The following is a 12,224-nucleotide window of genomic DNA, read 5'->3' on the forward strand; positions in this document are numbered from 1 at the left end:
CAACCCCACTTTAACCAAATGCTTTAAAGGCAGGAGCAATAACCCAAAGATAAATGAGTGCTGCAGTAATTGTATCTACATCAGTAGCAGTAGCATTTACAAAGCCTACCTTTGACAGAGCTACAACTAACAATGCCGGAAGTAGGGTAATAAACAAGCCGTGAACAATACCACCAATTACAGCACCACGTTTGCCACCGATTGCATTACCAAATATTCCAGCTGTACCACCAGCAAAGAAGTTAGACGTCATACCAGGCAAAATAACTGCTAAGCCTAGAACAGGAGTCACAAACATACCAATCAAAGTACCAATAGTAGTAGTAATAAAGCCAACGATTACTGAATTAGGAGCGTATGGAAATAATACTGGACAGTCTAATGCAGGGATTGAATCTGGAACAATCTTCATCGCAATACCACGGAAGGCTGGCACAATTTCACCTAACATTAGACGTACACCAGAAAGCATTACGTACACACCAACAGTAAATTCAATAGCTTGTAGGAAAGCATAAACAATGTAATTAATACTACCAGCTGCACCTGCTGCTGCCTTTGCGCACCAATAAGGGCCTGCTAATGCTGCAGTAATAATATACAAAGGAACCATTACTACCATAATTGAAAGACTGTTATCTTGTAAGAATGACATGCTCTTAGGAAACTTAACATGTTCCCATGAGTCTTTCCTTTCACTCATCTTCTTAACATGTTGGTCAACTTTACGGTCTCTTACTAACCAAGCAACACCAGCTTCAACTAAGTACCCAATCGTACAGAAGTGGCCCAAAGCGATTGAATTATTACCGGTAATTTTTCTAACAATGGGTTGGGCCAATGCCGGCATAGCTATTGCAAAAATACCACCGATAATACTACCCATTAAAATTAATGGAAATCCTTTAAGACCTGCAAAGTGGCCACCAATAACAGTCATGGTTGACATCCAAAGCAATGCTTGACCTGTTAAGAACACATATTTCCATTTAGTAAATCTTGCAATAATAATGTTGACAATAAAAATACCTAATAACGTTAAAGCAATGTCATTACCCAAGCCCAATTTATTCATGGCTTGTCCGTTAATAGCTTCAATACTTGGAACAATGCCTTGGGTATGAAAGCCATGTTGGAAAATAACAGCAAAATAAGCCAAGCTTTGCTGAATAATGGTTGATCCAGCACTCAGTACTTCAAAACCTAATAAAGTTTTAAGCGTACCACTAATTACTTCTCCGACTTTTTTACCTTGAAGTACTAATCCCAGAAACGCAATTAATGAAATCAAAATCGCTGCTTGGGTTAATATATTATTAATTATCCATTCAACAACTACCATTTAATTCACCCTCTTAACTTTCAGCTATTTCTTTTACGATTGGCAAAATCTTTTCTTTAATTTCTTCCTTATCAACAATATTGTTTAAGTATACAATTTTTGTTTTAGGGTCAATTTGAGTATTCTCAAATTGAGATTCAAAATTGCTTGCAGAAACAATTACATCCGCATTTAAAGATGGAACATCTGAAATGGAATCATGATCTGACTTTACTTCAATGCCAGCCTCTGAAAATACATCATCAGCTTCCATTTGGCACGCCAAACTTGAGCCTAATCCATTACCACAAATAAAGTACACACTAGGCACTTTAGCCATAATTATTACCTCCTAAACACAATTTATTATGTATTAATTCTTTTTAAATAATATATTCTTAAAACTATTAATGTCTTCTGCTTCAGCTAATTCATCAATCTTTCCAGGTTGATGAATCAAATTAATTACTCCTTTTAAAATATTCAAATGAGAATAATTATCAATAGCCGCTAAAACAAATATAACTTTGACAGGATCATTATCTTTATTACCAAAATTAATTGCTGGATCTAAAGTAGCGACACTAACATCAAGCTTATTTACACCATCCTCAGGGCGCGCATGTGCAAGTGCAATACCTGGTCCAATAACAATATAAGCGCCATAATCAACAACAGATTTCTCCATTGCTTTAACATAATTTTGGTCTATTGAACCATTATCTAGAAGCGGGGAAGCCGCTTTTTCTATAGCATCAGTCCAATTGCTAGACTTTAAATGGAGCTGAATTTTATTATTGGTAAGTAAATTCCCTATCATAGGCCTTACCACACTTTCTTTTACCATTATCTTGTGATTTGAAAAAGCTCTAATTAAGTCATCAACTAACTGACTGTTAACTTTTTTGTGCAAATCCTTTTCAATGATTTTTATTATATTTTTCAATAAATTACTACTATCATCTACCTTATGCTTATTCAAGAAACTACGATTCTGCAGATTTAATCCTTGAGCAAATTCCTTTAAATGCCGATAATCTTTGGCTTGAGGCACAGGTGATAACTGGAAACTAGGAATGTTTTTTAATGGATAATTAATTGTTTTAACCACAAAATCAATATTTAATTTATTTAAAGTATTTATATTTTGTAATCCTAAAATAGCAACAATTTCCACATTTAAATTCCGCGCAATATTAGTTGCAAGCAGCTGTCCCGTTGCTTCACCATAATTACAAAGCACAGCAATTCGGTAAGTGCTCTCATTTTTAGATACTTGTTCAGCATATGTTACAAAATATACTACTATGTATGCTTTCTCTTCATCAGATACTTCATCATGAGGATAATTCGTTTTAAAAAATTCACTGATATCATTAAAAGTACTGCTATAATTACTTTTCAAAAGATTTGTCAATGGATTATAAATATGTATATGATCTTTTTGCCTCTGCAAAAAATCAGTAATATGCGAATTTAATTGCTCAAAAAACTTCTCTGAATCTTTATAACTGATATTCTCTTTATCAGTCATAAAGTTAATTAGTTTTACGCTTAATACCTGTGATTGACTCCAAGTAAAAATATTTTCGTGATTCTTACCCAAAAAAGACTTCAAAGAATATGCCAGATACTTTTTTTCTGCAACAGGTGCACAGATGTGCAATCTTACGGTAAGGTCATCGATTAAAGAAGATACTTTATTTTCTTGAGTTTCAACATAAGAGCTTTCACTCTCACTAATATATTTTTTATTGGAAATGCGGCTAACCCAAATCGCTAATAGAAGACTAACTTGTATTTCTCTTGCAGAAACACCTTCATATTTCCCGCCAGCTATTAACTTATATGCAATTTTCCTAGATTGAGAAAAAACATTTAATCCAAAGAAGTCAACAATAAGTTTATAACTATCGCTTTTATTTATTACTGTTTTATCTGTGAATTCAGAAATATCAACGTTGGCAACCATTAACTGCTGCATCATAATTCTAATATTCTTCTCAGCACCTATTACTTCCGCACCTTGTTGAGTACTTAAATTTAAAGAGTATTTTGACAAATATTCTCTTATTTGTTTCATATCTTTATCCATGGTACTCTTGCTAATTTCCAACCTTTTTTGTTCTTCAAAAATCTTTATCTTCTTTGGATATTTTAAAAAGTCAAGAATTATCTCAAGCTGGCGATTCTTAGGCGAAATTAAATTGCTGTCGGTAGTTTTCAAATATTCTAGTAATTTATTTTTTTCAATTGAGGTAAGAGATAGTGAAAGATTGCCCCTACAGTTATCAACTCTAGAAATTGATAATTGCTCTAACTTAAAATTAATTTCTTTAAGATCATTTCTGACCGTCCGAGATGATACGCCCAATGAATGGCTTAACTCTTTAATTTTTAAAGGTTCATCTTCTATTAAAGAATTTAAGATATATAATTGTCGATCTTTCATATCCTTTACCTCATTTTTAATATTAGCTGAATTCGTTTACATTTAAAAGAACAGATTAGTTCATTTTCCTTTGGAAACAATTCATACGTAGTACATATTATTTCACCTGACTTTTGAAAGTATAAAAGCTTACATGTTATCTAAAATATAACATATAGAAAACTTACATTTGTACGTTAAAAAAGCCGGAAATCAAACTTTTCCTATATAATTTCTAGCTTTCAGATTTCAGTCAGATAGTAATTAAAAGTGTGGGCCTATTGCTTGATAAAGCTTTAACATAAATAAATTTATTTTATGGTTTTATAATTCAAGCTCACCTAATGTCGCAATTTACTGGGCAAAATCTGAAATATTGGTAAAGCATTACTTGGATTACACTTTTTCTGCAAAACTTTGCTATAATTGCTCAATAAATATTAACTAATTTTGAGAGAAAGATTATGAAACGTGAATTAAACTTTTTTGCAGCCCTGGCCACCGTTATGGGAACCATGATTGGCGGTGGTGCTTTTTTTAAAATTGCTACAGTTTCGACACTGACACACAACCCGTGGTTGAGTATTCTTGTTTGGCCGCTTGCCGGTTTTATTACTATCATGGCCGGACTCAGCATTGCCGAATTAGCGGCAATTTATCCGGAAGACGGCGGCCCCGTTAAATACTTGGAAGCAATTTATGGACCAAAGATTTCCTTTCTGTTCGGCTGGTCGCTAATTATTATCTACTATCCGGCCAACATCGCCGCCCTGGCAATCGTGTTTGCCACTCAGCTGCGGGAAATGCCTGGTTTCAGCAGTTTTTCAACCACGATGATTGCTTTTGCTGTCATGTTGATTTTACTAATAGTTAACTGGCTGGGAACAAAACTAAGTAGCAAAGTGCAAAAAGTTTCGTTAATTGTTAAGCTTATTCCGATCATCGCTATTGCGCTGGCAGCAGTTTTCAGCAAAGCGCCTAACCAATTGGCTGGCACAACTCTTCCCCATAGTTTTTCGGCTAACGCAGCGACCGCTTTTGGCCAAGCGCTGCTGGCAGTGCTATTTGCTTATGATGGCTGGCTCAGTGTCGGTAATCTGGCCAGTGAAATTAAAAATCCCGCAAAAACTTTGGCTAAAGCGATCAGTTGGGGACTGGTGGGCGTGACTATTGTATATACCATGCTCAATTGGGGTTACATCAGAATGGTTCCGTGGCACCAAATTGTCGGCAATCAGGCCACAGCCATGTTAACTGCACAAAAGCTTTTTGGTGATCTTGGCGGTAAGATTCTTGCAATTGGTATTCTCGTATCAATCTTTGGGGCAGCTAACGGCCACCTGATGCTGGGATCGCGCATGCCCTATGCCCTCGGTACAAAAAAACAATTACCGGCTGCGAACTTTTTCGGTAAATTAAACAGTAAAACTCATGTCCCAACCAACAGTATGTTGTTTGAATGCGCCATTGCTGCCGTCATGATTTTATCCGGTACCTTCGATACTTTGACTGATATGCTGGTTTACGTTTCGTGGATTTTTTCCATTCTATTATTTATCGGTGTGTTCATTTTGCGGAAAAGAGAACCCGAATTGATGCGGCCATATAAAATTCCGCTTTATCCGCTGCCGCCCATTTTGGCAATCATTGGCGGGCTCTTCATTGTCATTAACACCAGCCTCACCCAACCGGTCTTAGCAATCATCGGCATCTTGCTGACGCTGAGCGGCTGGCCCGTATATTATTTTGTCCAAAGGAAGGTGAATAATTAACGGCACCTTAACAGAGTCCATTTAATCGACAAAAGCTTTTTCATTGTTACCGCGTATCACGTCATATTGCAAAATTACTTTATGTCTTTGCATTTTGTTTGCTAAAAAATTCATATTTTTTTAAAATTAAATTTATTTTTATTAAATAAGCTACTATAATAAAGAAAACAGCTGGGCTGTTTTCTTTTTAAGAATTGTGAGGAATTATTATGAGTAAAATTGGAGTTATTGGTGATGGTCATGTTGGCAGTACGGTTGCACATCAGTTGATTGCGACCGGGTTAGTTGATGACCTAGTTTTAATTGATAAGAATGAAGCTAAAGTTAATGCTGATGCGCTTGACTTTGAAGATGCAATGGCCAATCTGCAGCATCATGCAAATATAATTGTGAACGATTATGCGGCCTTAAAAGACGCAGACATTATTATCAGTGCGGTCGGCAAAATTAAGCTTTCTGCTGAGGATCGTTTTGGCGAATTGCGCTTCAATAGCGAGCAAATTAAACAAGTTGCCCCCGAGATCAAGAAAAGTGGATTTAATGGCATTATCATTTGTATTTCTAATCCGGTAGACGTGATCACAAGTATGTATCAGAAATTGACCGGCTTGCCTAAGAACCAAGTTCTTGGAACTGGAACTTTGCTTGACACCGCACGGATGAAGCGAGCTGTTGGTAAAAAGATGAAGATTGACCCCCGTTCAGTTATCGGCTTCACTTTAGGTGAACACGGGGATTCGCAATTTACTGCTTGGTCAACAGTCACCGCCTTGCAAAAGCCATTCACAGAAATTGCAAAAGAAAATTCGTGGAATTTAGAGGACATGAATCATGAAATCAAACGTGGCGGCTACACCGTTTATGCAGGAAAGCAATATACCAATTATGGAATTGCTGCTGCTGCAACCCGCTTGGCTGAAGCTGTTTTGAGCGATTCACACACGGAGATGCCCGTTTCTAATTACCAAAAGCAATACGACACTTACATGTCATATCCGGCAATTATTGGCAGATCAGGTATTGTGCAAAGGCTTGAACTAAATCTAACCGATGAAGAAAAGAAGCAACTGCAACAAACTGCAGATGCGATTAAAGAAAAAACTAAAAAAGAATTTAATTAAGCATGTAAAAGATAGGCAAGTAATCTTCCAAGGGTTACTTGCTTTTTACTTTACTCTTGGACTAGGTGTAAAGTAAAAATAGAACTTTTCCCCATCACGTTAGCGTAGAATGTTTCGACCTATACCGTTAAATATTAGATTTAGCCAATCTAATTTTTAATTTAAAACTAATAAATAATGCTATACTGTAATAAACATTACCAAAGGAGTTTAGCTTTGAATTTAGACGTATTAATCAGTCAAGATATTTCCTGCATTGGTCAAGTTTCATTGGTCACAGTACTGCCAATATTAGCGGCCAGCGGCGGTGACGTCAGTGTCTTGCCCACTGCTCTGCTTTCAACCCATACTGGCGGCTTTGGTGACAACACTTATTTAGATTTGAGCGCAGAAATGACGAAGATTTTTGCACACTGGCAAGATTTACAGGTCAAATTTAATTCTATTTACCTGGGCTATCTGGGAATGAATGCACTAAAAAAATGGCATTCAAGCTTAAGCAAGATAAGCAACAGCGATAGCATCATTCTAATTGATCCTGTAATGGGCGATCACGGAAAATTGTATCACGGTTTTAACGCTGAATATGTGGAACAAATGCAAAAATTAATCATGCAGGCAACCGTGATTACCCCAAACCTAACGGAAGCCAGTTTCTTGTTAGACAGGCCCGAACTGGCACAAGCGGACTTGACAGCAGCGCCGCAAATACTGAAACAGCTTGCTGAGCGCTTTGCCGTCAAGCAGATTGTTATCACAGGAATCAACTGCGGCAAGGAAATTGCCATTGTGGGCAGCGATGATGGTGCTAAAAACATTTGGCAGATTGTTACACCTAAAATCAACGGCAACTATTTTGGATCCGGGGATATTTTTGCAGCAGCACTTTTAGCAGGTATTTTGCACAAGCAAACACTTAAAAATGCCGCAAAAGCAGCAAGTACTTTTATCGGCTCGGCCATTAAGGATTTACCGGCCGACCGCGATCAACGTCTAGGAATAAATTATGCCAGCAGCCTGCCAGCTTTTATTGAAAAGATTAGTTCTAACTTGGAGGAGTAAATTATGCGTGAACAAAAAAATTCGTTAGCAGCTTTAACAATGACTGGATTATTTGCCGCAATTATTTATATTGGGATTTGGGTTCTGCGGATACCGATTCCGGCAATGGTTGGTAGGCCGTTTATTCACTTTGGCAACACGTTAACTGCAGTGGCAATTTTGTTTCTAGGTTTTCGCAACGGGATGCTGGCAGGAATTATTGGTTTAGGCAGTTTTGACATTTTAAATGGCTACGCAGCCACGTCTTGGCTAACAATGCTGGAAGTTGTGGTTGTTGCGACCGTAATCAGCTCTATCTTCAAGGCGTTCAACTATCAGGATACCAAGCGCAACATCATTATTATTGCCATTGTCGCGGGAATTACTAAGATTTTCACGACCTACTGTGTTTCGATCGTTGAAGCGCTGATGATTGGCACCAATCTCAAGGCGGCACTGATTGCGTCATTCTTGAGTTTACCGGCTACCGTAGTTAACTCAATTACGACAGCGATTATGACACCTATTCTATATTTTGCAGTAAGGAAGTTTTATCGTTCGGTGAGGAGATAAAAAAGATTGCTCTCAATTTTACTTGGGAACAATCTTTTATTTTGTGTAATGGCAACGTACTGCAACTATTTTTAAACCTTCATCATCCGACCAAATAGTCTTCACCTTTCTCATTCACATATCTTTCCTTGACCATTTTTCAATTGCTGCCAAGAATGCGGAGTACGAGATTGACTTCATTATGAACCTCCTAATTTTTCTATTTATCTAGCATTTACTGCATAGACATAGCTAATATAACAGGCAAAGTCGCCAACTCGCTTGCGATCCACAATTCCTGTGGGCACTAACCGCTCATACCAATCAGTTGGCACATCCTTCTGTTTCATATAGCGCTGAACAATATTAACCGCAGCAATAAAATCATTGTGCAGATCGGTACGATGGCGGTCAATTTGCATTTTTTCTATACTTGATAAAAGTAACCATTGTGCACGCACTTCAGTATATGTAACTGCCTTTTGAATTAAATTTGTCACCAGATCGTTTAACTTTCTATCATTCATGGCAGTAGTTAAATCAACCAACTCTTGATAGATGGACTCTGCATCAGTAACAGATAAATGACTAGGCTGATGTGTAAAGTCTTTGTATGTTGGTATCATCAAAATTTTCTCCTTTTTAACTCTTCATTACCTTAACCTGATTACCATGTTCCTTGATAATCCCAATTAAGTCTGGCGTTTTCAGCCAAACTGTTGCCGTATTGTCATTTGGATGCACGGCAATTATTCCTGACTGCTGCAAGAAGTATTCGTCAATAAAGAATTGCACTTTGCGTTCCTCATCATTTAGCAATCCTAAAGGAGTTACTGCTCCCGGAATTAATCCCAGAATTGCCTTTAATTCACTTTCTGAAGTAAAGGACAGTCTTCTAGTGTCATTATTTCGGCGAAATTTTTTAAGATCAACTCGGCGATCACTCTTAACCGTAATTAAATAATAATTCTGCTTTTTATCATCACGTAGAAATAAATTTTTCGCACTAGCTTCCGGATGTGGCAAATTAATTTCAGCCGTTTCTGCCATATTGTAAACAGCCTTATGCTCCACAGTTTCATGCCAAATGTTTTTCTCATTTAGATAGCGATATACTTCTTGTTTGTCCATATTAGTCACCCCGAAATCAAATTTTAAATCATAGTATATAGCAAGACCACTTAACAAAAAAGAGAGAGATTGCTCAACAATCTCTCTCTCTAATTTTTATCACTTACTTTAGCAAGTACAATCAGATCTTCTAATTGTGTAAAACCATTTTTAAGATAAAACTGTTCGGCCGGATAACCTTTGCCCGTGTTTAAGATCATACCTGTCATGCCTTTAGTGCTAATCGCAGCATCAATCAGCTTCAAAAAGTTGCTGCCAACGCCCTGTCCCTGATATTCGGGAGCAACACAAAACTCATCAATATAATATTCCATACCTTTTATCCAAGGCTTTTTAAAGCCAATGCTCAATGCAATTATTTCTTCTCCATCCTTCAAAATGTAGCCGACAAAATAATTGCTTTTCATATAGGCAGCAAAAAAATTTATCACCTGTTCGCGTGATTCATATTCTTCACACCACGGCGGTTGCGTAAAGGTGTGAATAAATAAGTCAGCAGTCTGTGCTAGATCTTTATCAGTGAGTTCATACAACTGCAATTTAGTATCCATAAATGCCTCTTCTTTAAAACAAAATACGCATCTCCAACAAAATAATGAAAATGCGTATTACTTGAACATTCAAATTACCATATTTGGATCCGCTTTTTTGGATCTAGCCACATCCCGTCAGATGACTTAACTTTAAAGACCTTATAGAAGTCATCTTGGCATTGTGCTTGAACATTTGCCCGCAAAGGATTTGGTGCATGCACATCAACAGCAAGAATCGTCTTAATTGCTTGCGGCGTTGCTTTTAATCGCCAAATTCGAGCATTGTTTTCAAATAGTTCCCGCAAATTGTCGCCTTCGCTTTTGGCAACTTGCAGCGCAACCGTCAAACCACCTAAATCGGCAACGTTTTCCGAAACTATTTGCTTACCCTTTATCTTCGTTCCAGCATATTTAATGCCATTGAATAGTTTATCCTCAGCCTTAATCCGCTTTTTGAATTCAGTGTAATCTTTTTGCGTCCACCAATTATGCAAATTACCATATTTATCAAATTGGGCACCATTATTGTCAAAAGCATGGGAAATCTCATGACCAATTACAGTACCGATGCCGCCCCAATTAGCTGCTCTGCTTTGAGTTTTACTATAAAATGGTGCCTGCAAAATGGCAGCTGGCAAGGTAACATCGTTTACTTGCGGATTGTAAGCAGCATTCACTTCCGCTCCGGACATCGCCCAGATGTTGCGGTTGACCGGTTTAAACAATTGCGCAAGATTTTCTTTGATGCTTTCAATAGTCATTGCTTGGTCGTTTCCATACAAAGTCCCGCCTTGACTTGCCGGCGTTATTTGAATATTTTTATAAGATCCCGACTGCTCGTCTGGATAACCTACCTTGACAACCAGTGACTTCAGCTTATCAATTGCTTTCTCTTTAGTTGCTTTCGACAGCCAAGTATTATTTTGCAACCGGCTTTCGTAAGTCTGCAATATTTTATTAACCATATTGGTGACGTCTTTTTTCGCATCAGCACCAAAATAAGTTTGACCATAATAAATTCCAATTAATTCACCAAAATCGCCATTAACAAAACTAAAGGCTTGCTTGTCAGTTGAAGGCAGCTTAGCTTGACCACCTATTGCCTGCGAAAACGGAAAGGCAGTTTCAATAAATTTCTGAGAAAGTTCACCAGCAGCTCCATTGATAAAGTCAACGATTAACCAACCTTTAAGAGCGGCAAAATTATCCTGATTGATCACTTGGTTAATATTGGTTAAGAATTTAGGATCGGTCACGATAATTTGGTCAGGCTCCTTGCCAACCGTTCCCTTTAAAAACTGCTGAATATCAAAGTTAGTAAATTTAGCTTTAAAATTCTGTATGCTCATTGGGTTATATTGGCTGGTTACGTCCGCATTCTGCTCAGCTGATTTAACATTTTTAGCTAATATACCATCAAATTTAAGTGCATTTTCCGCATAAGTAGTTGCATCAGTTTCAGAAACTCCGGCCAGTTTCAAGAGGTCAATTGACTGCTTCTTTAAAACGGCAAGTAATTTCTGAGAATTTGGATCTTTATAACTGCTGGTATCCGGCAAAAATGTCCCGGCCGAACTAAAATAGAGTGCGTTCTTCTGCGCATTTTTCATATCGGGAGAAACAGTCAGATCGAGTGGCAAATCCATACCGTTATTATATAAATCAGCGGCTTTAGCATTAAAATCGGCAAAATCCTTAATTCCTTCAAGTTTTGCCAAATCTGCCTTGATTGGCGCAGCCCCATCATTGTTGCGTTTATCAATATCCCGTGCTAACTTATACAGCTCAACCGCTTTATCAAAATTCGGAATGTTTGGCAACGGCTTTTTACCGTCAGCAAAATCAGCCATATCCTGTCGCAATTGCCGGTTAACTTTCAAACTAATTTCATCCGTTGACCCCGTGCTTACCGCATCTGCCGGTATTTTAGCCTTTTTCATCCACTTGGAATTAACCGCCAAATACAAATTATCCTGCGGCCGCGTGCCTACTTTAGGCTTCAGCACATCGCCACTGCCGCCGCGAGCTGCTTTTGTTTGTTCAGCCTTAACCGGCTTTTTAGCGGTTTTTACATTTTTAACTGGCTTATTCTTTACTGCATAAGCTTTTGCTTGTCGGCGTGGTTTAACAACGCGCTTATTGACAACACTGCTTTTGGTAATAGCTGCCAAAACATCCTGATTATTATTCTCATTATTGGCTACGGCCAGCAGACTAGCTGCAATTATTGCCGCAATCGATGAGATTAGTATTTTAGACTTGCTTTTCATTCTTACACCTTGTGTCCTATCTTAATAATACAGTGTAATTATAGCAGTGCTA

The 12,224-nt window shown here is 37.7% G+C and carries 11 protein-coding genes; 4 read left to right on the forward strand and 7 right to left on the reverse strand.

Annotation, left to right across the window (positions count from 1 at the left end):
* Window positions 1–10 precede the first annotated feature (10 nt).
* From PT285_RS08795 to PT285_RS08805, 3 genes are read right to left on the reverse strand one after another with little or no spacing between them, the layout of a single operon-like run.
* Window positions 11–1,342 (reverse strand): PTS sugar transporter subunit IIC, encoded by a 1,332-nt coding sequence (locus PT285_RS08795; RefSeq protein ID WP_277149758.1) that lies wholly within the window; start codon window positions 1,340–1,342, stop codon window positions 11–13.
* Window positions 1,343–1,355: 13 nt separating this feature from the next.
* Complete coding sequence (locus tag PT285_RS08800; RefSeq protein ID WP_277149759.1) at window positions 1,356–1,661, reverse strand: PTS sugar transporter subunit IIB; 306 nt, start codon at window positions 1,659–1,661, stop codon at window positions 1,356–1,358.
* A 33-nt stretch (window positions 1,662–1,694) separates the two neighbouring features.
* Window positions 1,695–3,773, reverse strand: coding sequence for a BglG family transcription antiterminator (locus PT285_RS08805; protein WP_277149760.1), 2,079 nt, complete (start codon window positions 3,771–3,773; stop codon window positions 1,695–1,697).
* Window positions 3,774–4,216: 443 nt separating this feature from the next.
* Here PT285_RS08805 and PT285_RS08810 point away from each other — a divergent pair, with 443 nt between their 5' ends.
* The 4 genes from PT285_RS08810 to PT285_RS08825 all read left to right on the forward strand — a co-directional run bounded on the left by PT285_RS08810 (window position 4,217) and on the right by PT285_RS08825 (window position 8,259).
* Window positions 4,217–5,524: an APC family permease gene (locus PT285_RS08810; protein ID WP_277149762.1), complete on the forward strand. Its 1,308-nt coding sequence runs from the start codon at window positions 4,217–4,219 to the stop codon at window positions 5,522–5,524.
* A gap of 206 nt (window positions 5,525–5,730) precedes the next feature.
* On the forward strand, window positions 5,731–6,645 hold the full coding sequence (locus tag PT285_RS08815) for an L-lactate dehydrogenase (RefSeq protein ID WP_277150669.1): 915 nt from the start codon (window positions 5,731–5,733) through the stop codon (window positions 6,643–6,645).
* Between the two features lie 216 nt (window positions 6,646–6,861).
* Window positions 6,862–7,707: a pyridoxamine kinase gene (locus PT285_RS08820; protein ID WP_277149764.1), complete on the forward strand. Its 846-nt coding sequence runs from the start codon at window positions 6,862–6,864 to the stop codon at window positions 7,705–7,707.
* A 3-nt stretch (window positions 7,708–7,710) separates the two neighbouring features.
* Window positions 7,711–8,259, forward strand: a complete 549-nt coding sequence (locus PT285_RS08825; RefSeq protein WP_277149765.1) for an ECF transporter S component — start codon at window positions 7,711–7,713, stop codon at window positions 8,257–8,259.
* Window positions 8,260–8,462: 203 nt separating this feature from the next.
* Here PT285_RS08825 and PT285_RS08830 read toward each other — a convergent pair whose 3' ends face one another.
* The 4 genes from PT285_RS08830 to PT285_RS08845 form a co-directional block, all read right to left on the reverse strand.
* Window positions 8,463–8,864 (reverse strand): hypothetical protein, encoded by a 402-nt coding sequence (locus PT285_RS08830; protein WP_277149767.1) that lies wholly within the window; start codon window positions 8,862–8,864, stop codon window positions 8,463–8,465.
* A 16-nt stretch (window positions 8,865–8,880) separates the two neighbouring features.
* On the reverse strand, window positions 8,881–9,369 hold the full coding sequence (locus PT285_RS08835; protein WP_277149769.1) for a prolyl-tRNA synthetase associated domain-containing protein: 489 nt from the start codon (window positions 9,367–9,369) through the stop codon (window positions 8,881–8,883).
* A gap of 89 nt (window positions 9,370–9,458) precedes the next feature.
* On the reverse strand, window positions 9,459–9,920 hold the full coding sequence (locus PT285_RS08840; protein WP_277149771.1) for a GNAT family N-acetyltransferase: 462 nt from the start codon (window positions 9,918–9,920) through the stop codon (window positions 9,459–9,461).
* A gap of 74 nt (window positions 9,921–9,994) precedes the next feature.
* Window positions 9,995–12,172: a M13 family metallopeptidase gene (locus PT285_RS08845; RefSeq protein ID WP_277149773.1), complete on the reverse strand. Its 2,178-nt coding sequence runs from the start codon at window positions 12,170–12,172 to the stop codon at window positions 9,995–9,997.
* Window positions 12,173–12,224 lie beyond the last annotated feature (52 nt).

It is taken from the genome of Lactobacillus sp. ESL0791 (assembly GCF_029433255.1).
Taxonomy (GTDB): Bacteria; Bacillota; Bacilli; order Lactobacillales; family Lactobacillaceae; genus Lactobacillus.

Bases quoted from the DNA above. Each gene is read 5' to 3' on its own strand.
- PT285_RS08805 (WP_277149760.1), bottom strand. From the start codon at position 3,773: ATGAAAGATCGACAATTATATATCTTAAATTCTTTAATAGAAGATGAA.
- PT285_RS08810 (WP_277149762.1), top strand. From the start codon at position 4,217: ATGAAACGTGAATTAAACTTTTTTGCAGCCCTGGCCACCGTTATGGGA.
- PT285_RS08845 (WP_277149773.1), bottom strand. From the start codon at position 12,172: ATGAAAAGCAAGTCTAAAATACTAATCTCATCGATTGCGGCAATAATT.
- PT285_RS08840 (WP_277149771.1), bottom strand. From the start codon at position 9,920: ATGGATACTAAATTGCAGTTGTATGAACTCACTGATAAAGATCTAGCA.
- PT285_RS08830 (WP_277149767.1), bottom strand. From the start codon at position 8,864: ATGATACCAACATACAAAGACTTTACACATCAGCCTAGTCATTTATCT.
- PT285_RS08825 (WP_277149765.1), top strand. From the start codon at position 7,711: ATGCGTGAACAAAAAAATTCGTTAGCAGCTTTAACAATGACTGGATTA.
- PT285_RS08795 (WP_277149758.1), bottom strand. From the start codon at position 1,342: ATGGTAGTTGTTGAATGGATAATTAATAATATATTAACCCAAGCAGCG.
- PT285_RS08835 (WP_277149769.1), bottom strand. From the start codon at position 9,369: ATGGACAAACAAGAAGTATATCGCTATCTAAATGAGAAAAACATTTGG.
- PT285_RS08800 (WP_277149759.1), bottom strand. From the start codon at position 1,661: ATGGCTAAAGTGCCTAGTGTGTACTTTATTTGTGGTAATGGATTAGGC.